This is a genomic window from Rhizobium sp. NLR10b (assembly GCF_019685435.1).
GTDB lineage: Bacteria > Pseudomonadota > Alphaproteobacteria > Rhizobiales > Rhizobiaceae > Rhizobium.
In genome coordinates this window covers 83046-104544 of record NZ_JABDWV010000011.1, presented here as the reverse complement: position 1 = coordinate 104544, position 21499 = coordinate 83046, and the positions used below count along the sequence as shown (strand labels likewise).

Genomic DNA, 21499 nt, shown 5'->3' with positions numbered 1-21499 from the left:
TCTCCCTCCGGCCATGTTGAAACTCTATCGCCAAAAGCGAAGTCAGTGCCCGAACCAGGCGACCGGCGCGGTCACCAGTGTGGGAAAAAGGACGAGCAGAAAGAGAACGATCAGTTCGGCGATCATGAAGGGAATGACGCCCTTCATCAGATCCTCCATCGAAAGCTTCGACACGCCGCAGATGACGTTGAGCACTGTACCGACCGGTGGCGTTATCAGCCCGATCGAATTATTGATGATGAACAGCACGCCGAAATAGACAGGATCGATTCCCGCCTGCTTGATGATGGGCATCAACACCGGCGTCATGACCAGGATCGTCGGCGTCATGTCCATGGCGGTACCGACCACGACGATCAGCACCATGATGGCAAGCAGCAGCAGTGTCTGATTATCCATGAGCGGTTCGACGAGAGCGGCGAGTTCGCCAGGCACGTCGGCGACGGTGATCAGCCAGGCCGAAACGGCGGCGCAGGCCACCAGAAACATCACCACCGAGGTGATTTTCGCGGCCGCGACGAAGACCTCGAACAGCCGCGACGGCGGCAGTTCCCGATAGACGACCATCGATACGAAGAGCGAATAGACAGCCGCGACGACGCCGGCTTCGGTCGGCGTGAACACGCCGAATTTCAGGCCGAAGATGATGATCAGGGGAAGCGTCAGCGCCCAGATGCTCTCGGCGAATGCCTTCATCCGCACCGCGCTGCTTTGCTTCGGCGGAAGGGCGAACTGCTCCTTGCGCGCCACGATCAGCCAGGTGACGCAAAGGGCCGCGCCGATCATCAGGCCCGGAAAAATGCCGGCCAGGAACAGCTTGGTGATCGAGACCCCGCCGATGACGCCATAAAGGATGAAGCCGATCGAGGGCGGGATGATCGGGCCGATGATCGAGGCGGAAGCGAGCAGGCCGCCGGCGCGAGCCGGATCATGGCCCGATTTCAGCATCATCGGGAAGAGCAGGGCGCCAAGCGCGGCCGCATCGGCGACGGCCGATCCGGAAAGGCTCGACAGCACACAGGCCGCGAAGATGGCGACAAAGCCAAGGCCGCCCCTGATATGGCCGACCATGGCCATGGCGAGATTGACGATGCGGCGCGAAAGGCCGCCTGTGTTCATCACCTCGCCGGCGAGAAGGAAGAAAGGCACGGCCATCAGCGGAAAGCTGTCGGCGCCGTTCAGCACGTTCTGCGCGACGATCTGCGCATCGAACATGCCGAGATACATCATCAGCGCCACGCCTGTGATGATGAGGGCAAAGGCGATCGGAACGCCGAGCGCCATGGGGCCGAGAAGGGCGCCGAGGAAGATCGTGACGGTCATGACGCGCTCCTCAGTGTTTCGGCTTCAGAACGGGGAAGGCCGCCTGCGCGGGATCCTCGAGTGTCGCCTGTTCCTCGCTGTCGCGCACGAGCTCAGCGGTCGTCACGTCAATGCGGTCGGTCACGATGGCAAAAGCGTCCCAGAGAAGGATGAAAAAGGCCGGCACGCCAAAGGCGAGCCCCGCGCCGTAGAAGACGCCCATCGAAATGCCCGTCGCCGGTGCCGAGACGTGAAGGTTGATCTGCGTCTGGGCCCAGCTGCCGCTGATCATCAGCCAGGTGGCGACCAGCATCATTCCATAGCCGAGGAGCACGGCGAGCTTGGCGAGGGGTTTCGGGAGGCGGATGATGAGGGAGTCGACGCCGAGATGGGCATGCTCGCGCATTGCCACCACCGCGCCGAGGAAAGTCAGCCATATGAAGAAGATGCGCGACAACTCTTCCGACGAGGTGATGCCTTGGTTGAAGGCATAACGTAATACGACGTTCCCGAAGACGAGGACGACCATGCCCGCCAGCAACAGGGCGATCGTCGCTTTCAGTGCGAAGAAATAAAAGTCGATAATACGGGTCATTCGCTCCTCCAAGCCCGGCCTTGTTCAGGCCGTCCGCCGACCATCCGTCAGACATGCGAAAGCGTGCCGTGACCGAACAATTGCCGTCGCGATCAATTCCTCCATTGTCGCGCCTCTAAAATGTACTAACTAGTTCGTATGTCAAGCGTCATCTATTGAAACATGCGGTCAAGGTGAATAAGACTGACGGAAAGACAGATGGAGACGTTCGCGTCGAACGCCGCCCACAGTCTGAATTCCTTATGCACGACAATAAGTTAGAGGATCGGCAATCAGGCTCATGGCGGAACGGGGCGAAAACGGCCGAAAGAACGATCCACAGCAGACGAAGGAAGATATCCTCCTCGTCGCAACCGAGGAATTCTCGACCCATGGGCTCGCCGGCGCCCGCGTCGACGCGATCGCCGAGAAGACGCGCACCTCGAAGCGGATGATCTATTATTATTTCGGCAGCAAGGAAGGGCTCTATCTTGCCGTCCTCGAGCAGTCCTACCGCAAGATACGCTCGCTGGAATCCGATCTGCATCTGTCCAATCTCGAGCCGGAAGAGGCGTTGCGGACGCTGATTTCGACGACCTTCGATCACGACGAGGCTAATCCCGATTTCGTCCGTCTCGTCAGCATCGAGAACATCCATCATGCCGCCCATATGCTTCGCTCCGAGGCGATCCGCGATCTCAACGTCTCGGTCATCGAAACCATCGCCGGCATTTTGCAGCGCGGCTTCGACCAGGGTGTTTTCCGGCGGAAGGCCGACCCGATCGACATCCATATGATGATCAGCGCCTTCTGCTTCTTCCGCGTCTCGAACCGTTATACGTTCGGCACGATCTTCCGGCGCAACCTCTCGGACGGTGACACCATCGAACGCCATCGCGGAATGATCGCCGATGCCGTCGTCAGCTATCTGAAAAGCTGACGGCGCGGTCTCCTCAGCCGCGCTGGGAAAGCAAGGGTATCGCAATCTCGAATTCGGCGCCGGCGCCGGTCGTCTGCCGAAGGTGAATCGTGCCGCCGTGGGAGCTGAGCATGGCATGGACGATGCCGAGCCCCATGCCGGTGCCGCCCTCTTCGCGGCGGGTCGAGAAGAACGGCTGAAAGATGCGGTCGCGGTTTGCCTCGGAAATACCGCCGCCGTCGTCACGGACGAGAATGAGTGCTGTTCGGGCGTCGGCCGACACTGTGAATTCAAGCAGCGCGGCGCCGTGCTGAAGGGCGTTGGCGGCAAGGTTGGCGAAGACGATGATGGCCGCCTCGTCGGGAAGCGCAATCAATGTCTCCGTATCGCCTGTCCCTGAGATATCAAGAGCGGGAAATCGCTGGCGCAGTAGGGCCATGACGCTTGCAATGCTGCTTCCGCCCCCGGTCATCGGCATTTCCGCCTGCGCAAGTTCCCTCAGCCGCTGCAGCAATGCGTCGAGACGGACAGCGTCGGCGGCGATGTTGTCCAGAAAGTGCAGGCGTTGCGCCTTCGTCATTGCCCTGTCGGCATCATCATCGCGCAGAAGCTCCGCCGCGCCCCGAATGGCCGTCAGCGGCGATTTCAATTCGTGGGACACATGTGCGGCAAAGGAGCGGACATATTCGGTGCGGTCGACCAGTTTTCCCGCGAGATCGAGGAAACTCTGCGACAACACGGCGATCTCCCGCGTTCCATAGCTTTCAAGCGGACGGATTGCTGCCTTGCCGCCGCGGGCGATCTCATCCGTCCGGGCGATCAGGGCGTCGATGGGACCGGTGATGGTGCGCGTCAGCACATAGGCGACGGCGAGCGTCAGCACGAGGACGACGACGAGGGCGATGATCTCCACCGGCTCCATCCGGTTCGCGCTCGCCTCGGTGGCGCGAAACCAGATGACGATCAGGACAGGCAGCGCCATCACCGTGAGAAGCACCGCGTAGACGATCAGCGCCAGCGGCGGCCGCCATTTCACCCTGACCTTCGGCGCAGGCATCACGCCTTCCTCCCGATTTCACCGCCGAGCTTGAAGCCGATGCCGTGAACCGTTGCGATGACCCCGGAGCCGCCGGCGGCAGCGAATTTGGCCCTGATATTGCGGATATGGCTGTCGATCGTGCGATCGGCGACATAGGTGCCGGCGCCGTAGGCCGCCTCCATCAATTGCTCGCGGCTGAAGACCATACCGGGCCGTGACAGCAATGCGTCCAGGATGCCGAATTCGAGCGCCGTCATCGCAATAGCGCACTTGCCGAACATAACGGTCCTGCCGGCGCGATCCAGGCTGAGCTCGCCGGCGACGAGCGTGGCGTGGCGCCTGTCAGGCCCCGCTTCACTGCCACTGCGCTTCAGGATCGCCTTCACCCGCGCCACGAGTTCACGCGGGCTGAAAGGCTTCGTCACATAGTCGTCCCCGCCGATTTCGAGCCCCAATATCCTGTCAATCTCCTCGTCGCGCGCGGACAGAAACAGGATCGGCAATCCTGACGTCGTGCGGATCTGACGGCAGACTTCTAGACCGTCCATACCGGGCATACCGATGTCGAGAATGATCAGATCGATGTTGCCGCGGCGGAAAGCCGCCATCGCCTCGGTGCCGTTGCGGGCCGCCATCGATGCCAAGTCGGCACGATCGAGAGCAAAGCAAATCACATCGCGGATATGAGGCTCGTCATCGACGACGAGAATGCGGGGCGCCATCACCGGTCCTGTACTGGTTGTCGTGCCTGTTGTTATCGTTCTCGTCCTATCTTGCAATGGCTGCAGGGGCCAGAAGATAGCTCTCCAGCCGCGCCGCCCGGAAGGTCCAGTTCCGCCAGTCACTCCGGCGCATTCCGAAATTCCTGGCGAGGTAGTACCGAACTGTCACCGCTTCGCTCCTCCGGTCGATCAGGTGTTCCGGCAGCATGCTGAGATAAAGATCGAGCGCCGGAATGACGGAGGGGCCAAGCGAGGAGAGATAGGCAAGGTCGAGCGGCGGGCCTTCCTGGCTGATCTCCTGGCTATGCTTGACGTTGAAGCGGGCGATGAACGCCGGGAAATCAATGAAGGCGCTGATGTAGAGGACCGTCACGAGAGAGGCGAGGTTGGCGGCGATCAGCCACTGGTTGGATTGATTGAGCAGAATGCGCAGCAGGATCAGCATGAGACCGATGGCGACGAGCCCCATCCAGAGGCCGGCGGCGACACGCAACTCCGTCAGCGAATAAGCTTCGACGTAAAGTCCAAGGCGCAGCATCGACGACAGGCAGAGAAGGACGTTCTGGGCGATCCAGGCGTGGACGAGGCCACGGATGAGCGGACTGTAATCGCCGGGGCCGCCGCGTCGCATGGCAACGAGGACAAAGCCGGCTGCCAGAAGCGCCGTCGCGATCAGCGGATAGGCGCCGCGATGTGCATATTCGGCATGACTCATGTGATCGGGCAGATCCGCGCCACCCCAGAGATAGGCGAGATCGAGGAGCGTCTGCACGGCAAAGACGGTGTTGAACAGGACGAGCGACCGCAGCAGCGAGGCGTGCCCGAGCGGTGCGTTCCTGGCGGGCACAATCATGAATGACCTGCCGGCCTGCGACCGCGCACCACGCCGCTTCAAACGCGGCCGCAGCATCGCCCAAACCACGATGGCGGTCGTCAACCAGAAGCCGATCCGCCAAGGATCGAGGAACTGCAGCAGAACGCCGAAATCGATGCTCCGCAACGCGATCTCGATAAGCGGGTTCGCAGCCGCAAAGAGAGACACGAAGACCGCGGCGAGAACGAGAGGCATGATCCAGAGGGCAATGCTCTGCTGAACGCCGGTTAGGGATAGATGTTTACCCGGTGTCGCAAGATATTTCCTGATATCCCCGACAAGTCGCAAGGGAATGACAAGTGCGAAACGGCAAAATACCAGAGGCAGCGCGGTTGGCCGGCGAGGCATGAGCTTGGCGCTGATGAGAGCAACCAACATCAGCGCGCCGAGGCAAAAGGCAAGGCCCGTGAGTGAGGTCGCTTCCAGCAGGGGAGCCGCAGCCAGGACCAGAAAGCTCACGAGAAGAGCCGCCGTCGAAGGCGATGGCGGCTTGCGCGCCGAGAACTGAATGCCGACGCAGACCGCAACAGCAAAGAGGAAAAGATTGATCCCGGGGGTGTGGCCAAAAATCAGAAAGTCGGCAAGCGCCACCAGCGCAAGCAGAGCGGCGACCCGGCCGCTGCCGCGCCTGATGCGCATCGGTGGTGTCAGGATCTCGGCTGCGTCCATTGGTGCTCCTCTCGCAAATGCCGTTTTTCGATCACGACGAGCCTATTTCCCGACCTTGCCTCGATAGGAACCTCGATCAGCCACCACCCGTCCTCGCGGAGGCGATCCGGCAAGGTGGGCGATGTGAGGCGCGGCGGGATATCATTTTTGCTCATGGCGGGAAGATGCCGCGCCGGATTGCAGATTTTGTGCAGAGAGTGAGGAGCAATTCAGGAGATTGTCCGATCCGGGAGGTCATGGAGGGGCGCTCCAGCTCACAGCGGGCGTGACGGCGGATGGGAATTCACCAATCCCTAGGAAGCACGACAACGAAGGCCACCCGATCAGGTGGTGCTTCTGCCGGTTCCCGGGATGGCAAGTCGAGATCGATTAAGGAAGCGGGGAATATCGCCGGCCGGCGAGCGAGGACCTCATCGGTATCGAGGCGCACGCCTGGCATTATGGAGCAACTCGCAGGCTGTCGCGAATGGTCCGAAGAGTTTGAGCAACAACGCTTGCTCCTCGACATCTATCCGATGGCGAGCGCAGAACTCGGTTACGGACCAGACTTTCGTCAGATCGTCCGTTTCGATTTGCTTGGGTTCGATGTGTTCGGTCAAGGGCGTGTCCTCCGAACATCGAGACTACGCCTGCCGATCTTTTATAAGAACTAGCTAAAAAGGGTTATGTCTGCCAATCATTGAGGAACGGCGCATATAAAAAAGCCCGCCGATTGCGCGGCGGGCATCTTGTCTCACTGATCTACTGCTGCGGATCAAACACCAACGCCGTCGGGATGAGCGTCCGTGCCGAGGATGTTGAGCGTCACCAGGGCAGTGTCCGTGTGGCCTTCCCCGTCGGAGATCTTGTAATAGCGGAGAACTTCCGTGTAGGTCTGCCCATCGTTCAGATCGCTCGTCAGATCATAGGTGAACGAGCCGTCGGCCTTGACGTGGAACATGCCGTAGGTGCCCTGAACGTCAGTTACGGCATCTGCCTTGGAGTCCACCTTCGTGCTCAGGAACTGACGGAGAAACAGCTTGCCGTTGTCGCCGGCAATGTCGTTGTCGAGAACGTTGCCGCCGATGACGCTGCCTTCGGTGAAGCTGTAGGTATCGTCAACAGCGATCGGCTTTACCTGGGTAACGCCCTGTATGTTCAGGGAGAACACGCCAACATCTGTATGACCGCTGCCGTCGGAAATCTTGTAGGTGACCCGCTCGGTCAGCGTTTCACCGTTGGTGAAGCCGATCTTGGCGGCATCGCTCAGAACATAGGTATAGCTGCCATCCGGCTTGACGAAGAACGTGCCGTACTCACCGTGAATTTCGGTGATCTGGCTCAAGCCGCTCTTGGCGCCAACGCTGGCGCCGTCGAAGGCGCGCAGGAACAAGTGTCCGTTGTCGGACGAATCGTTGGAAAGCAGATTTCCGGAAATTACGTCAGTTTCTTGAAATGTTGCACTATCATCAGTTGCGTGAATCGGCGAAGCCATTAGTTTCTCCTAAAATTGTATATTAACGGGCCAATTTGACCTCTTGAGAGCGGCTTCTTTAACAACTTATTAATACTTCAAGTCAACGGGTTATTTAACGAAAGGTTAAAATTCACCTATAACGTGTGTCGTCGCTTCATGAAACGACCATTACGTACGCCGCTTCAATCAAATTTGAAGCAATTTAGAACAATTTACACGCGGTAAACTTGAAGGAACTTCTGGGGCGACTAGGTTACGGCGGCGTTTTTCTGGTGCTGCTTTATGGTGCCCGCACACCATTGCAATCCCCATCGCCGCCACCTATTTTTAGAGCCGAACCCGATCCCATCGGTCACTCAAGCAGTGCCGACTCGTCAAAGAACGTAAAGGATCGGCGGTGGGCGTCATCGCGCGCGCTATGGGCAATCCCAGCAACAAACGATAAATCCGGCCGCGGCCGGCAGGGGATTTCTTTTTGAGCGACGAAACACAGCGACTGCGATTGCGGCCGTAGGCCAGGCATTTCAGCCTCTTTAGCCGCAGCGAATGTAGACGCCGATCGCCGCGCAGTTCGGCTGAAAGACGATCGACACTCATCCAACAAGGAGAATCCGACATGCAGGTACTCGTCAGAGACAACAATGTCGATCAGGCCCTCAGGGCCTTGAAGAAGAAAATGCAGCGCGAAGGGCTGTTTCCCGAAATGAAGGAACGGCGCGCCTATGAGAAACCGTCGGAACGCCGCCTCCGGGAAAAAGCGCAAGCGATCAGCCGGCAGCGAAAGGCTGCACGCAAGAAGATGCAGCGCGAAGGGCTGTTGGTCGGGCGCAAGCGGACGGCCGCGCGTTAGAATCCTGCCCCGGCCTCAGCGGTTACATTTGCCGAAAGGATAGACAATGGACGAATTGAATAGCCTCACCATTTCGGAGGAACGCCTCGAGGATTGTCGCGATGTCGTGGAGCCGGATTTACAGGAGTTGATCCAGCACGCACTGACATCGGGCTTTTCACGGGAGGAAATCCTCATAGCGGTCAGCGAATTGGTCGCAGAAGATTTCGCGATGGTCATGGAAACCCCGAGCGTGCATTGAGGAGCGAGCGGTGACCATGATGGCGCAGAAGGATCTCTTTGGTGTGGCCGACGACGGTTTTCCCGAGGGTTTCCGATATATCCGGGATATTGTGCCCGTCGATCTGCAGCGCTCAGCTCTCGAAGCGATACCGGCCCTGCCGTTCAAAGCCTTCGACTTCCACGGGTTCGAAGGCAAGCGCAGGACGGTCTCCTTCGGCTGGAAATACGACTTCGACAGTCAGCGCATGAGAAAAGCAGGGGAAATACCCTCATGGCGCTCCCCATTCGCGAGATCGCCGCATGCTTCGCGAATATCGCGCCGGAGGCGCTGGAACATGCTCTCGTGACGGAATACGCACCTGGCGCGCCGATCGGCTGGCATAAGGATAAAGCCGTGTTCGGCCGCGTCGTCGGCATCTCCCTGCTTTCGTCCTGCACCTTCAGGCTGAGGCGCCGGAACGGCGACAAGTGGCAGCGACGATCGCTCGTGCTTGAACCCGGCTCCGCCTATCTCATGGCCGGCGCCTCAAGAACGCTCTGGGAGCATTCCATCCCGCCTGTCGACCGACTGCGTTACTCGATCACCTTCCGGGAGTTGGCCGCATAAACAGCGGGAACATTGGCTCAAGCCAATGGTTAATCCGTCTTTCCCACAATGGAGATGACGATGGCCGAGCAGGATGACGCGACACGGGTGTGGGAGTTGATCGACAGAATAGGGTTCTGCATGTTGACCACCCGCAACGGCGACGATCTGCGCGCCCGACCAATGTCTGTCTATAGCGCGCAACTCGAAAATGCAGTCTATTTTCTGACTGGTCTAGCCAGTCACAAGGACGACGAGGTCGCCCGCTGGCCGAATGTCTGCCTGGCCTTTGCTGACACCAAGGCACAGAAATATGTTTCCATATCGGGGACGGCCGAGGTGCAGAACGACCGCGAAAAGATCCGTGAATTATGGGCAACGCCGGCAAAAGCATGGTGGGACAATCCCGACGATCCCTCCATCCGCATCCTCAAGGTTACCCCGTCTTCGGCTGAATATTGGGACAGCCCCGGCACCATCATCAGCTATATTAAAATGGCGGCCGCAGCGGTCACCAACAGCAAACCGGATATGGGCGACAATGCCGAGGTCACGCTCTGACACATAGGCGCGAAGGCCGAAGGCATGCCGCTCGCCGACGGACATCAAGCCCGGCCGGCCGATGCCTTGACGAAGTCGATGAATGCCCTGAGCGGCGCAGGCACCAGACGCCGGCCGGGATAATAGAGAAACGGTCCTGAAAAGCGCTGCCACCACGGCTCGAGGATGGGCTCGAGGACGCCGCTGTCGAAATGCGGGCGCAGCCAGTCTTCGAAAATGCAGATGATTCCTGTGCCCGCGATCGCCGCGTCGACGGAAAGATCGGTCGCCCCACCGACCCTGACGATCAATGGGCCGGTCGGTTCGACCCGCACGACTTCACCGTCCCGCTCATATTCCCATGGGGTCGTCAGCGCACCACTGGCAAAACGGCCCAGCAAGCAGGCATGGCCGAGAAGTTCCCTCGGATGTTGCGGCCGCCCGTGGCGGTCGAGATAAGCAGGCGACGCCGCAGTGGCAAAGCGCTGGTAGCGCGGACCGATCGGAATCGCGATCATATCCTGCTCCAGCCGCTCGTCATAACGGATGCCGGCGTCACACCCGGCAGCGAGCACGTCGACAAAGCTCTCCTCGGCGACGATCTCCAGGCGAATGTCGGGGTAGGCGGCTAGGAATGGCGGGACGATGGCGGGCAGCACCAGCCGTGCAGCGCTGACCGGCACATTGAGGCGCAGCGAACCAGCCGGCCTGTCGCGAAAACGGTTGACCACGTCGAGCGCGGCCTCCACCTCCGTCAATGCAGGGCCGAGCCGCTCCAGCAGACCCTTGCCGGCATCGGTCGCAACGACGCTACGGGTCGTGCGATTGAAGAGCCTGACGTCAAGATCGGCCTCCAGGCGACGCACCGCTTCGCTCAAGAAGGAGGCGCTGCTGCCACTGGCGCGCGCTGCCTCGCGAAAACCACCCGCCCGCGCCACTGCGACGAAGGCGTTGAGGTCACTCAGGTCTGCTTTCACTGTTCGCCACTCCGCACAGCCTGTGCGCATTGTACTCGATTATCATACGCACCGCCAAGGAGTAAGTGTGGCCTCATCTCTTGAAAGGAGCGAGATCATGTCCATCATAAATCAGTCCGACACATTCACTATCGGCGACCGCACGGTGAGGCGACTTGGCTATGGCGCCATGCAGCTTGCAGGGCCTGGCGTGTTCGGTCCGCCCAGGGATCATGACACCGCCCTGGCAGTGCTGCGCGAGGCGGTCGCAAGCGGTGTGAACCATATCGACACCAGCGATTTCTACGGCCCGCACGTCACCAATCAGATCATCCGTGAAGCGCTCCATCCCTACGGCGACGATCTCGTCATCGTCACCAAGGTCGGCGCGCGGCGCGGCACGGACGGATCCTGGATTCCGGCCTTCTCGCGCCAGGAACTGACGCAGGCGGTTCACGACAATCTTCGCAACCTCGGCCTTGATGCGCTTGATGTCGTCAATCTCCGGATCGCATTTGACCTGCATCGCCCGGCCGAAGGCTCGATAGAAGCACCCCTTGCGGTTCTGGCCGATCTCCAGCGGCAGGGTCTGATCCGTCATGTGGGCTTAAGCAACGCCACATCAAAACAGGTCGCCGAAGGCCGCGGGATCGCCGAGATCGTCTGTGTGCAAAACCAGTACAATCTGGCGCATCGGAACGACGACCGGCTGATCGACGATCTCGCCCGTCAAGGCACCGCCTATGTACCCTTCTTCCCGCTCGGCGGATTTACGCCGCTGCAATCGTCCACGCTCTCCAATGTCGCCGCACGCCTCGGCGCCACGCCGATGCAGGTGGCGCTCGCCTGGCTGTTGCGCCGCGCACCCAATATCCTGCTGATCCCGGGCACGTCGTCGCTCGGCCATCTCAGGGAAAATCTCGCTGCTGCCGGATTGGTGCTACCGGATGATGCCGTTGAGGAACTGAATCATATGGCTGACATCGCGGCCTGACAGCTGCCGGCGGCGCAATCGTTGCGCCGTGTTCTCGCGCGGCGTAGCGAGCTTGCCGGACCTGCCGGCGCAATCTGTCGGTCGGCAGCACCTTGTTGGCTGCGCCAACCGGCCGGTAAACGAGAGCATCAGGATGGCTTCCGTGTCAGAAGCTCATAAGCCACCAAGGCCCCTGACATCGCCAGAAAAACGACGATTGCCAAAGGATAATTGGCACTGGCGTTCGGATCGGCAAGCTTGGGAAGGCCGATAACAGTGCCGGCGGCCAGAATCGCCGAGAGCACAACCTCCTGAACGATTAATCTCCAAAAGCCCGTCATGATCAACCTCCTGTCATCTCCGTATTATCGGCCGAAGGACGCTCAGTCTTTATACTTCACGATGCAGCCGTTGGGAAACACACGTTGACCGCACGGTGGCAGTGACCATGCGGTCTCGGCTTCAACGCTTCGGCAGCCGACTTGTTGCAGCTATGCTTTCAATAGCGCTCCGGTACGAGCATTTCAGGCGGAACCGGCGCCCTGATGTAGTCGGCATGACGGATACGGCCCGGCAGCTGGATCTCAGGCTTCGGCACATCCTCATAGGGAATCTGCTCGAGAAGATGGGCGATGCAGTTCAGCCGCGCCCGTTTCTTGTCGACGGCCTGCACCACCCACCAGGGCGCTTCCCTGGTGTGTGTGCGCGCCAGCATTTCTTCCTTGGCCTTGGTATATTCCTCCCAGTGGATGCGGCTTTCCATGTCCATGGGCGAAAGCTTCCACTGCTTCAGCGGATCGTGGATGCGCATCTTGAAGCGGAATTCCTGTTCCTCGTCGGTGATCGAGAACCAGTATTTGATCAGCACGATGCCGGAACGGACGAGCATCCGTTCGAATTCGGGCACCGAGCGGAAGAACTCCTCGAGTTCGTCAGGGGTGCAGAACCCCATCACGCGCTCGACGCCGGCGCGGTTGTACCAGCTGCGGTCGAAGAGCACGATCTCGCCGGCGGTGGGAAGATGCGGGACATAACGCTGGAAATACCATTGATGGCGCTCCCGTTCGGTCGGCGCAGGCAGTGCCACGGTGCGGCAGACGCGCGGGTTGAGCCTTTGGGTCACGCGCTTGATCGCGCCGCCCTTGCCGGCCGAATCCCGGCCTTCGAAAAGCACCACCACTTTCAATTGCTTGTACTGGACCCAATCCTGCAGCCGCACCAGCTCATGCTGCAGCCGGAACAGCTCGCGGAAATAGATCTTTCGATCGAGCGTCTGCTCCGCGGGTTCCGTCATTCCTTCGACGACCAGATCGTCCAGCCGGTCTTCCTCCATCTGCATTTCCAGCTCCTCATCGAAGCTGTCGGCGATTTCGGCCTTTATCCGGCTGAGCTGGTCCTGATGTGTTTTAGACATGGGCTTTCCCTTCCTGCTCAGTTGACAGGAGCATGTCACTGCAAAGTTAGTGTGACGGTTGGATAACCCAAAGCTCGTTCACTTGTTCGCCTCTTTCGCCACTCCACATGCCGGCGAACTTCTTCGACGCCGCTCACGACGAGATGGAGGCGGGACTAGAGCAGCCCCGTTCGGTAGTGGTCGACAAGGTTGCGGCAGGCGCGGATCGTCAGCGCCATGACGGTGAGCGTCGTGCCCGCGATACCGCTGCCCGGGAAGGCGCTGGCGTCGGTAACGATGACGTTCGGGGCATCCCAGAGCTGGTTGTAGGGATTGAGCACCGAGGCTTCCGGGCTTTCGCCCATGCGCGCGCCGCCAGTTTCATGGATTGCCGCGCCCATGCACATGGTCTTGCGGAACCATTTGCGAAACATGAAGCGGCTGAAGGCATCGGCGTCGGGAAAGGCGCCCCTGCCCATCTCCTTGAGGCCGCTGGGAGAGCCGATGAATTCCAGGTCGCCGCCGACCTCCCGGATCATGGCGATCAACGCCTCCTGCTGCCGGCGAAGCAGCCGCTGCTCCTCCTCCTGCATGACGCAGCGAATGTGCGGCACCGGAATGTTCCAGGCATCCTTTCGCTTGCCATCGAGGGTGATGCGATTGTCGGCATAGGGCAGCATGCGGCCGAAGCCGAAGAAGGCGAGACGCGCATCGGTCTCCTCTGAAACCGGCGCCCTGCCGACGCTGCCCTGATAGTCGAAATCGCCGCGGGCGGCGTCACCCTCGCCGAAGCGCGGGATGAAGATCCCACCCGACGGATTGTAGAAAGGATCGACAGGAGCGGAATCGTCAACGGCCCAACCCTTCGCCTTGGAAAAAGAGCCGAAGGCGAGGCATGGAAGCTGGTCCATGAAATAACGCCCGAGCCCGCCCGAGCTGTTTCCGAGTCCATCAGGATGTCTTGCCGATGCCGAGTTCAGCAGCAGCCGCACGCTCTCGATCGGCGAGGCGGAGAGCACGACCGTCGCGGCACGCGCCGTCGAAACCTTGCCCGTATTGCGATCGATGAATTCCGCACCGGTGGCGCGGCCGGTCTTTTCGTGGGTGGTGATGCGACGCACGATGGCGTCATAGCGGACTGTCAGCCGCCCGCTCGCCTTTGCCTCCCGCAGCGGTCGCGGCATGCGTTCGGCGTCCGGCGCGATATAGCGCCAGGAGACGACGCGCCGTTCCGGCCAGCGGCTTTCCACTGCCTGCTTGAAGATCTGTTCTGCGGGCGTCAGGCTTGCCGGTTTCGCATAGAGGCCGTCCGGCAAGGTCGGCACATCGTCCCTGTTGCCGTACAGCCCGAGATAGGCCTCCACTTCGTCATAGAAGGGCGCAAGCTCGTCATAGGAGACCGGCCAGTCCACGCCCTTTCCGCTGCGCGAGCGGATCTTGAAATCATCGTCGGTCCAGCGCAGCAGCACGCGGCCGAAACTGTGCAGACGCCCGCCGCCCTGGCGGCCGCGGATCCAGAGAAAGGGTTCACCCTTCGGCGTCGTATAGGGGTTCTTGCGATCGTTGACGAAGAAGTGGCTGAAGCGTTCAGTAAAGAACGCCGCCCGCGCCTGGATCGGCTGCCCCTTCAGTGTGGCGCGTGCGCGCTCCCAGATATTGATGCTGCTTGCCGGCGCCTTCTTGCGCGCCGGATCGAAATCTCTGGGGCCGACGGCCGGCCCAGCCTCGAGCAGCAGCACCGACAGTCCATGGGCCGTCAGCTCTTTGACGGCAAAGGAACCCGCCGCGCCGGAGCCGATCACCAGCGCATCATAAACGATCTCAGACATGTCTCTTTCAAATCCTGTCCTGGGGCAATTCCTCAAAGCAGCGTGAGACGCGTCCGGAATTGCGGGAAAGCGCAGGGATGGCGCGTCATAGCCGCGATCCATCGGCAGCGAAGAGCGACGCCTTGGCGATATCCAGGCCCGGAGCCACGGCATCGCCCGGCTTGACGTCGACGTCGCCCATAAGACGAAGCGAGAGGCTCTGCTCCGTCCAGTCGAACCAGACGACGGTATCCGATCCCATCGGCTCGACGACGGAAACGTGGCCAGGAATGGTGGGCAGCCCGCTTACCACCCCGTCGAGCACAAGATGCTCAGGGCGAATTCCTAATGTAACATGCCCTTCCGCCACCGCGGCCCGGAAAGCATATCCCGAGAGATCGACGGCCAGCCCGTTGCTCCGGAAGAGCAGAGTGTCGCCGTCGCGTTCGATCCGGCCCTCGATGAAATTCATGGCCGGAGCACCGATGAAGCCGGCGACGAAGAGGTTGGCCGGGCGGCGGTAGATCTCCGCCGGCGAGGCGAGCTGCTGGATGACGCCATCGCGCATGATGGCGATGCGATCGGCGAGCGTCAGCGCTTCGACCTGATCATGAGTCACATAGATCATGGTATTGCCGAGGCTCTGATGCAGCTTTTTGATCTCGACGCGCAATTCGTTGCGGAGCTTGGCGTCGAGATTCGACAGCGGTTCGTCGAAGAGGAACACGTCCACTTCCCGCACCAGGGCCCGGCCGATGGCGACGCGCTGGCGCTGACCGCCCGATAGTTCGGCAGGGCGTCGATCGAGCAGCATATCGAGGTGGAGGAGGGCGGCGGTGCGGGCGACGCGCGCTTCGATCTCGGCCTTCGGCAGACCAGCGACGCGAAGCCCGAAGGAGAGGTTTTTGCGCACCGACATGCGGGGATAGAGCGCGTAGGACTGGAAGACCATGCCGATGCCGCGATCCTTCGGCTCCTCCCAGCTGACGTTCCTGCCTGAGATCCACACCTCGCCCGCCGTAATGTCCTCCAGGCCGGCAATGGCGTTCAAAAGCGTCGACTTGCCGCAGCCGGAAGGGCCGAGCAGCACCAGGAACTCGCGGGGCGCGACGTCGATCGACATCTTCTCGATCACCGTGTGGTGGCCATAGGCGATCTTCAGGTCCTTGACGGAGACAGCGGATTGCATGGAAGCGTTACCCCTTGACTGCGCCGGCGGCGATGCCGCGCACGAACCAGCGGCCGGACAGAAAATAGATGGCGAGAGGGACGATGGCGGTGAGAATCGTCGCCGCCATGTTCACATTGTAGGTGCGCTCGCCCATCGTGGTATTGACGATATTGTTGAGCTGCACGGTCATCGGCAGGTTGTCGCGGCCGGCGAAGACGAGACCGAGCAGGAAGTCGTTCCAGATGCCGGTGAACTGCAGCATGGAGACGACGACGACCATCGGCACGGCGATCGGCAGCATGATTTCGAAGAAGATGCGCCAGAAACCGGCGCCGTCGACGCGCGCGGCCTTGCAGAGCTCCTCCGGCACGCTGACGAAATAGTTGCGGAAGAGCAGCGTCACCAGCGGCAGACCGAAGATGACGTGGACGAGAATGATGCCGGCGAGTGAATTGTAGAGGCCGATATTCGCCATGCCCCGGACCATCGGATAGAGGAAGATCTGATAGGGGATGAGACCACCGGCCATTAACAGGCCAAAGAGCGCATTCGCCCCGCGCGGCCGCCAGAGCGACAACGCATAGCCGTTGACGGCGCCGATGAAGACCGAGATCGCGACGGCGGGAACGGTGATCGCCACCGAATTCCAGAAGCCGCTGCGAATGCCGACGCAGACAGTTCCCATGCAGGCGCCCGACCAGGCTGTCACCCAGGCGGAGAAATCGAGCGTGGCGGGCAGGGCAAATATCTGCCCGAGTCGGATTTCGTCCATCGACTTCAGCGAAGTGACGACCATCGTATAGAGCGGCAGCAGGAAGAAAAGGGCGGCGGCGACCAGGAAGGTATAAAGGCCGATGCGTCCCGCGGTGATCCGTGCCGGCTTCGGCCCATTCGGGTGAGGCTGGTTCATCACGCCCCACCTTTTGCCTGGTTGCGCATGTGCATCGCGTAGCGGAACGGCGCGACGGCGATGATGACGCCAAGGACCAGCACCGTCGCGCCTGCTGTGGCAAGGCCGAGATTCTGGCGCCCGAACAGATTATCCATGATGAATTTCGCCGGCACTTCGGTGGCATTGCCGGGGCCGCCGTTGGTCATGGCGACGACGATGTCGTAGGTCTTGATCACACCCATGGCGAGCAGCATGCCGGCAGCCGCAAGCGCCGGTCCGAGCTGGGGCAGGATGATTGAGACATAGATGCGCCAGACGGGAATGCCGTCAATGCGCGCCGCTTTCCATTGCTCGGCCTCGATGCCGCGTATGCCGGCGAGCGCAATCACCATGACGAGCCCGGCGCCCTGCCATACGCCGGCAAGCACCAGCGCATAGATCGCCATGTCCCGATTGACTACCCAGTCGAGGACGAAGCCTTCCCAGCCGAGCGAACGCATGCTCGCCTGAATGCCGAGCGTCGGATTGAGCATCCATTGCCAGATCAGCCCGGTCACCACGAAGGACATGGCGTAGGGATAGAGAAAGATCGTCCTGAAGGCGCTTTCCAAGCGGATCTTGCGATCGAGGGCGGCGGCCAGCAGGAAGCCGAGCACCAGACAGCCCGACACATAGAGTACGCCGAAGATCAAGACGTTTTGCAGCGAGGCGAGCCATTTGGCCGAGGCGAAGAGCTTGGAATATTGCGCGAAGCCGACATAGGTCGAAGATGGAAAGAGCGTGGAATTGGTAAAGGACAGCCGGATCGACCAGGCCATCGTGCCGATGAAGACCACGACCGCGGCGAACCATGTCGGCAAGAGGGCGATGGTCGCGGAAAGATTGCGCTTGCGTTTGACGGGCATCGGCCAGCTCATTGACGGTGGAAAGCGGAACACGCGCCGCCCCGCGAGCGCGGCGGCCGGCCAGTAGTGGCGTCGGGATCAATCCGACGCCACGGGCACGATCCTACTCGAAGGTGGCGAAAAAGTTCTCGGCCGCAGCCGCCGCGTCGTTCGAGCCGCCGCTCCAATATTCGTCGACGAAATCGTCGAGCGCGCCGACCTGCTGCGGCGTGAGCACGATCGCCTGATCCGGTACGATCGCGCCGGCAGCCATCAGCTCCGCACCCTTCTGGGCGCAGGCATCAAGCTTCGACTTATCGACATCGGCGCGCATCGGGACCGAGCCCTTCTTAAGGGCGAATTCGACCTGGACGGTCGGGTCCATCACGACCTCGGCAAGAAGCTTCTGCGCCTTGTCGGTCTGGCCATTGCCGGTCTTGGGGAACCAGAGGGCGTCGGCGATGTAGACCATGCCCTTGGATTCAGGAGCGATCATGCAGCCATAATCCTTGCCCGGTTCCTTGCCGGCGACGGTGAATTCGCCCTTGGCCCAGTCGCCCATGAACTGCACGCCGGCCTTGGCGGTGATCAGCATGGCGGTCGCATCATTCCAGTTGCGGCCCGCAGCACCCGCATCGACATAGCCGCGCAGCTTGCCGAGGATTTCAAGCGTCTTCTTGATGCCGGCGACAGACGCTTCGCTCTTGTCCTTATCGACATAGATCTTGAGGAAGCCGTCGATGCCGACCTGCGAAAGCAGGATCATGTTGAAGACCTTCGTCTGCTGCCAGGGCTGGCCGCCCCAGGCGACCGGGATGATGCCGGCGGCCTTCAGCTTGTCGAAATCGGCGAAAAACTCGTCCCAGCTCTTCGGTTCCTGCGCAATCCCAGCCTTGTCGAAGGCCTCCTTGGAATAGAAGACCCAGCTTTCGCCATGCGCGCCGGTCGGCGCGAGATAGACCTTGTCGTCATAGGAAATGAGGTCATGGATCGATTTCGGCAGGGCGTCGGCCCACTTGCCGGCGGCGGCCACGTCGTCGATCGAATTGAACAGGCCCTGGCTGACGAAATCGGCGGCGGCAAGGCCGATGACGCCCTGCTTGGCGCCGGGCGCATCACCGGCAACGATACGGTTCTGAAAAGCCGCGTCGGCCGCGCCGAAACCGGCGATCGAGGAATCCTTCCAGACGCCGCCGCGCTTTTCGAACTCCGTCTTGATGACGTTGAGGGCTGCGGCTTCGCCGCCCGATGTCCAGGACGACATGATCTCGATCGTCGGCTTGTCCTCGGCATGCGCCGCGGCGAAGAGACCGGCGAAAGCCACACCGGCAAGAAAAAACTTCATCATGGTCGTCATATGTTCCACCTCTTGAAAATGCCCTCTTGGCGGGGCGTTTGTCGTCTTCGGAATGATATCAGCGGTAGATCGGCAGGAGTGCCTGCCGGACGAGCGTGAGCCCGTTAGCGATGTCGCGGACCGGATCCGGCGCGGCATCGAGTTCAAGGATCGCCCAGCCTTCATAGGCCCGGTCGCGCAGCAGCCGGATCCAGGCCGGCCAGTCGACCCGTCCGAGGCCGAAGCCGCAGAAATAGGGCTGGTGGCGTTCGTGGATGTGCTTGTCGATCGGGGTGTCGGCAGGCATCGGGCCGATCGCGTCCTTCCAATGGGCGATGATCATGCGCTGATGATGGCGGTCGACGAGCTGGACGGGGTCGGAGCCGGCAACGATGATGTGGGCCGTGTCGGGGCACATATGCACATAGGCCGGATCGGTCAGCAACATCATCAGGTCGACGTCGCGCGCGGCGGCAAAGACCGAGTGCGCCTCCGTGTGCAGCGCGAGCCGGACGCCTCTGGCATGGAGGGTCGCGCCGAGCCGGTTGAGGAAATCCGCGATTGCCTTGGCATGGTCGAAGTCATGGAACTGCACCGGCTGGGCGCCGAGCGTCTGGCGCAGGGGGGCGCCGATCACCATGATATCGCTGCCGCAGGCCTTCAGGAAATCGGCATATCGTTCCGCCTTGTCGATCAAAGCGCGCTGGGCTTCAGGGTCGGTAAAGTCTCCCGCTGCCTCGAGCTCTGCGAAGAAGCCGCTGCAAAGCGTCAGCCCGCGCCTTGCCAGTTCGGCGGCAAAGCCATCGATCGAACCGTAGGTCTGGATCGCGTCCTGCCAGTTAAAGGGAGAGAAGGTCACCTCGACGCCGGTGACGCCGGAAGCCTGGACGCTGTCGAGGATTTTGTCCCAGAAGGCGCGCGGCGCGGCGCGCGCATGGTCGACAATCGCATCATGGCTGCCGACGCCCCAGAAGCCGGGATGGAAGAACGTCACGAGATCGACACCGAAGCGTAGTCTGTCGTCAGTGGCCATAACCTATCCATTCTCAAGGCACGATGCTATCTGCATGCGAAACAGCGGCTCCGCATTCAATACGTCGTGCATTTTCAATGCATTAAGAGACGGCAATCGTTTGCCATGCCCAAATGATAGCCAAGCTGGTTTTTTAAGCAAGCGATTTTTGGCAAACGTTTGCTATAAACCGTCACCTGCCTTAGAATTGCAAATCGAAGCATCCGGGAGGACGGAATTAAAGGTGAATAAAAACAAGGATGTGGCGGGAGAAGAGCCGTCTGGCGCTTTGATGGCTGATGTCGCGCGGCTCGCCGGTGTCGCAATATCGACGGTCAGCCGGGCGCTTGCCAATCCCGGACGGGTCAACGAGAAGACCCGTGCCAAGATCAATGCGGCCGCCAGGCAACTCGGCTACACGCCGAACGCAATGGCACGCGGCCTGAGGGTCGGAAAATCCAACATCATCATGATCATCCTGCCGGGGTCGCTTTATTATGGCGTCTCCCAGATCATTCCTCAGGTCCTGCAGAGCATCAACAAGACGCTGATCCAGGGCGGCTATAACCTGATGATCGCCAACCTTGATCGCGACGAGGCCTCCGAGCGGCACATTCTCGATCTCGCCTTCGGCGGCAGCGTGCGCGGCGCCATCATCCTGTCGTCGAAGCTTCCGGAGGTCGACGGGCGTTCGCTGGCAAATTCCGGCCTGCCGATCGTGTCGATGCTGCTCGACATGAGCGATGCGGGCCTGCAGAGCGTCGTTACCAACGATCGCGAGGCTGTGCGCGACGTCACGGCCGAGTTGGTCCGGCTGGGGCATCGGCGGTTCCTCTATCTTGCAGGCCCTGAAGGCAATTATCACGATGTCGAGCGCTATGGCGGCGTGCTCGAGGCGCTCGATGCAGCGGGCCTGCCACAGCAGGCAGTGCGTCGCTCGGGCGGTCGCCTCGATTATCAACACGGCTTCGACATCGGCGTTCAGGCGGCGGACGATTTCACGAAGCTAGCCGAAAAACCAACGGCGGTTATCGCCACCAGCGATGACATGGCCATTTCATTCATCAGCCGCATCAAGCGTGCAGGCTTGCGCATTCCCGACGATCTGTCGGTCATCTCCTTCGACGGCTCCCCGGTCTGCGAATTCTCCGCGCCGCCACTCTCGACGATCGAGCAGCCGGTGGAAGAGATGGGCCGCGCGGCGGTGGAACTCTTGCTCGACACCATTGGCAGGGCGCAAAACCCGGCACCGCTGCGTACCGTCATCCGCAGCAGGCTTATCCTGCGGGAGAGCATCGCCGCTGCGAAGACTTGACGATGC

General features: G+C 60.9%; 22 protein-coding genes and 1 pseudogene. 7 read left to right on the top strand and 16 right to left on the bottom strand.

Translation table 11 applies throughout. The annotated features are described in order from the left end of the window. Positions 1-42: 42 nt before the first annotated feature. Together HJB91_RS19150 and HJB91_RS19145 are read right to left on the bottom strand one after the other, a co-directional pair. Positions 43-1323, bottom strand: a complete 1281-nt coding sequence (locus tag HJB91_RS19150; RefSeq protein WP_221155720.1) for a TRAP transporter large permease subunit — start codon at positions 1321-1323, stop codon at positions 43-45. A 10-nt stretch (positions 1324-1333) separates the two neighbouring features. Beyond that, positions 1334-1897, bottom strand: coding sequence for a TRAP transporter small permease (locus HJB91_RS19145; RefSeq protein ID WP_221155719.1), 564 nt, complete (start codon positions 1895-1897; stop codon positions 1334-1336). A 280-nt stretch (positions 1898-2177) separates the two neighbouring features. Between HJB91_RS19145 and HJB91_RS19140 the strand changes: the two genes are divergently transcribed. Then, on the top strand, positions 2178-2816 hold the full coding sequence (locus tag HJB91_RS19140; RefSeq protein WP_210633501.1) for a TetR/AcrR family transcriptional regulator: 639 nt from the start codon (positions 2178-2180) through the stop codon (positions 2814-2816). A gap of 13 nt (positions 2817-2829) precedes the next feature. Here HJB91_RS19140 and HJB91_RS19135 read toward each other — a convergent pair whose 3' ends face one another. The 5 genes from HJB91_RS19135 to HJB91_RS19115 form a co-directional block, all read right to left on the bottom strand. Beyond that, entirely contained in the window at positions 2830-3852 is a 1023-nt protein-coding gene (locus HJB91_RS19135; protein ID WP_221155718.1) for a sensor histidine kinase KdpD, read from the bottom strand. Continuing rightward, positions 3852-4556, bottom strand: a complete 705-nt coding sequence (locus tag HJB91_RS19130) for a response regulator transcription factor (RefSeq protein WP_221155717.1) — start codon at positions 4554-4556, stop codon at positions 3852-3854. Before HJB91_RS19130 ends, HJB91_RS19135 begins: the two co-directional genes overlap by 1 nt. Positions 4557-4602: 46 nt before the next feature. Further along, the gene (locus tag HJB91_RS19125) at positions 4603-6099 is read right to left on the bottom strand and encodes a DUF4173 domain-containing protein (RefSeq protein WP_221155716.1); all 1497 of its coding nucleotides are present in this window, start codon (positions 6097-6099) and stop codon (positions 4603-4605) included. 410 nt (positions 6100-6509) lie between these two features. Further along, positions 6510-6698, bottom strand: a complete 189-nt coding sequence (locus HJB91_RS19120) for a hypothetical protein (protein WP_020922905.1) — start codon at positions 6696-6698, stop codon at positions 6510-6512. 155 nt (positions 6699-6853) lie between these two features. Next, on the bottom strand, positions 6854-7573 hold the full coding sequence (locus HJB91_RS19115; RefSeq protein ID WP_221147238.1) for an Ig-like domain-containing protein: 720 nt from the start codon (positions 7571-7573) through the stop codon (positions 6854-6856). Between the two features lie 598 nt (positions 7574-8171). Here HJB91_RS19115 and rpsU point away from each other — a divergent pair. The 4 genes and pseudogenes from rpsU (at position 8172) to HJB91_RS19095 (ending at position 9774) form a co-directional block, all read left to right on the top strand. Continuing rightward, on the top strand, positions 8172-8405 hold the full coding sequence (gene rpsU / locus HJB91_RS19110) for a 30S ribosomal protein S21 (protein ID WP_210633496.1): 234 nt from the start codon (positions 8172-8174) through the stop codon (positions 8403-8405). A gap of 46 nt (positions 8406-8451) precedes the next feature. After that, complete coding sequence (locus HJB91_RS19105) at positions 8452-8646, top strand: hypothetical protein (protein ID WP_210633495.1); 195 nt, start codon at positions 8452-8454, stop codon at positions 8644-8646. Positions 8647-8665: 19 nt separating this feature from the next. Next, a pseudogene (locus tag HJB91_RS19100) lies at positions 8666-9234 on the top strand (alpha-ketoglutarate-dependent dioxygenase AlkB). 60 nt (positions 9235-9294) lie between these two features. Then, positions 9295-9774, top strand: coding sequence for a pyridoxamine 5'-phosphate oxidase family protein (locus HJB91_RS19095; RefSeq protein WP_221155715.1), 480 nt, complete (start codon positions 9295-9297; stop codon positions 9772-9774). Positions 9775-9818: 44 nt separating this feature from the next. Here the strand turns inward: HJB91_RS19095 and HJB91_RS19090 are convergent, their stop codons facing one another. After that, entirely contained in the window at positions 9819-10730 is a 912-nt protein-coding gene (locus tag HJB91_RS19090) for a LysR family transcriptional regulator (protein ID WP_210633493.1), read from the bottom strand. Between the two features lie 97 nt (positions 10731-10827). Between HJB91_RS19090 and HJB91_RS19085 the strand changes: the two genes are divergently transcribed. After that, positions 10828-11703, top strand: coding sequence for an aldo/keto reductase family oxidoreductase (locus HJB91_RS19085; RefSeq protein WP_221147241.1), 876 nt, complete (start codon positions 10828-10830; stop codon positions 11701-11703). Positions 11704-11831: 128 nt separating this feature from the next. Here the strand turns inward: HJB91_RS19085 and HJB91_RS19080 are convergent, their stop codons facing one another. The 8 genes from HJB91_RS19080 to HJB91_RS19045 form a co-directional block, all read right to left on the bottom strand. Further along, the gene (locus tag HJB91_RS19080; protein ID WP_210633491.1) at positions 11832-12023 is read right to left on the bottom strand and encodes a hypothetical protein; all 192 of its coding nucleotides are present in this window, start codon (positions 12021-12023) and stop codon (positions 11832-11834) included. 158 nt (positions 12024-12181) lie between these two features. Then, a complete protein-coding gene (gene ppk2 / locus HJB91_RS19075) occupies positions 12182-13096 on the bottom strand; it encodes a polyphosphate kinase 2 (RefSeq protein WP_221147242.1) in 915 nt (304 codons plus the stop codon). A 155-nt stretch (positions 13097-13251) separates the two neighbouring features. Then, positions 13252-14904: a GMC oxidoreductase gene (locus tag HJB91_RS19070; protein ID WP_210633489.1), complete on the bottom strand. Its 1653-nt coding sequence runs from the start codon at positions 14902-14904 to the stop codon at positions 13252-13254. 85 nt (positions 14905-14989) lie between these two features. Further along, positions 14990-16072 (bottom strand): ABC transporter ATP-binding protein, encoded by a 1083-nt coding sequence (locus HJB91_RS19065; protein ID WP_221155714.1) that lies wholly within the window; start codon positions 16070-16072, stop codon positions 14990-14992. Between the two features lie 7 nt (positions 16073-16079). Continuing rightward, entirely contained in the window at positions 16080-16964 is an 885-nt protein-coding gene (locus HJB91_RS19060; RefSeq protein ID WP_210633487.1) for a carbohydrate ABC transporter permease, read from the bottom strand. Beyond that, positions 16964-17851, bottom strand: a complete 888-nt coding sequence (locus HJB91_RS19055; protein ID WP_210633486.1) for a carbohydrate ABC transporter permease — start codon at positions 17849-17851, stop codon at positions 16964-16966. Before HJB91_RS19055 ends, HJB91_RS19060 begins: the two co-directional genes overlap by 1 nt. Positions 17852-17954: 103 nt before the next feature. Next, positions 17955-19187, bottom strand: a complete 1233-nt coding sequence (locus HJB91_RS19050) for an ABC transporter substrate-binding protein (RefSeq protein WP_221155713.1) — start codon at positions 19185-19187, stop codon at positions 17955-17957. Positions 19188-19245: 58 nt separating this feature from the next. Further along, entirely contained in the window at positions 19246-20199 is a 954-nt protein-coding gene (locus tag HJB91_RS19045) for a sugar phosphate isomerase/epimerase (protein ID WP_210633484.1), read from the bottom strand. A gap of 223 nt (positions 20200-20422) precedes the next feature. Here HJB91_RS19045 and HJB91_RS19040 point away from each other — a divergent pair, with 223 nt between their 5' ends. Beyond that, positions 20423-21493 (top strand): LacI family DNA-binding transcriptional regulator, encoded by a 1071-nt coding sequence (locus HJB91_RS19040; protein WP_221155763.1) that lies wholly within the window; start codon positions 20423-20425, stop codon positions 21491-21493. Positions 21494-21499: the final 6 nt, after the last annotated feature.

Coding starts and splice junctions, on each gene's coding strand:
- HJB91_RS19150 (WP_221155720.1), bottom strand. CDS start 1,323: ATGACCGTCACGATCTTCCTCGGCGCCCTTCTCGGCCCCATGGCGCTC.
- HJB91_RS19145 (WP_221155719.1), bottom strand. CDS start 1,897: ATGACCCGTATTATCGACTTTTATTTCTTCGCACTGAAAGCGACGATC.
- HJB91_RS19140 (WP_210633501.1), top strand. CDS start 2,178: ATGGCGGAACGGGGCGAAAACGGCCGAAAGAACGATCCACAGCAGACG.
- HJB91_RS19135 (WP_221155718.1), bottom strand. CDS start 3,852: ATGCCTGCGCCGAAGGTCAGGGTGAAATGGCGGCCGCCGCTGGCGCTG.
- HJB91_RS19130 (WP_221155717.1), bottom strand. CDS start 4,556: ATGGCGCCCCGCATTCTCGTCGTCGATGACGAGCCTCATATCCGCGAT.
- HJB91_RS19125 (WP_221155716.1), bottom strand. CDS start 6,099: ATGGACGCAGCCGAGATCCTGACACCACCGATGCGCATCAGGCGCGGC.
- HJB91_RS19115 (WP_221147238.1), bottom strand. CDS start 7,573: ATGGCTTCGCCGATTCACGCAACTGATGATAGTGCAACATTTCAAGAA.
- rpsU (WP_210633496.1), top strand. CDS start 8,172: ATGCAGGTACTCGTCAGAGACAACAATGTCGATCAGGCCCTCAGGGCC.
- HJB91_RS19105 (WP_210633495.1), top strand. CDS start 8,452: ATGGACGAATTGAATAGCCTCACCATTTCGGAGGAACGCCTCGAGGAT.
- HJB91_RS19095 (WP_221155715.1), top strand. CDS start 9,295: ATGGCCGAGCAGGATGACGCGACACGGGTGTGGGAGTTGATCGACAGA.
- HJB91_RS19085 (WP_221147241.1), top strand. CDS start 10,828: ATGTCCATCATAAATCAGTCCGACACATTCACTATCGGCGACCGCACG.
- HJB91_RS19080 (WP_210633491.1), bottom strand. CDS start 12,023: ATGACGGGCTTTTGGAGATTAATCGTTCAGGAGGTTGTGCTCTCGGCG.
- ppk2 (WP_221147242.1), bottom strand. CDS start 13,096: ATGTCTAAAACACATCAGGACCAGCTCAGCCGGATAAAGGCCGAAATC.
- HJB91_RS19070 (WP_210633489.1), bottom strand. CDS start 14,904: ATGTCTGAGATCGTTTATGATGCGCTGGTGATCGGCTCCGGCGCGGCG.
- HJB91_RS19065 (WP_221155714.1), bottom strand. CDS start 16,072: ATGCAATCCGCTGTCTCCGTCAAGGACCTGAAGATCGCCTATGGCCAC.
- HJB91_RS19060 (WP_210633487.1), bottom strand. CDS start 16,964: ATGAACCAGCCTCACCCGAATGGGCCGAAGCCGGCACGGATCACCGCG.
- HJB91_RS19055 (WP_210633486.1), bottom strand. CDS start 17,851: ATGCCCGTCAAACGCAAGCGCAATCTTTCCGCGACCATCGCCCTCTTG.
- HJB91_RS19050 (WP_221155713.1), bottom strand. CDS start 19,187: ATGACGACCATGATGAAGTTTTTTCTTGCCGGTGTGGCTTTCGCCGGT.
- HJB91_RS19045 (WP_210633484.1), bottom strand. CDS start 20,199: ATGGCCACTGACGACAGACTACGCTTCGGTGTCGATCTCGTGACGTTC.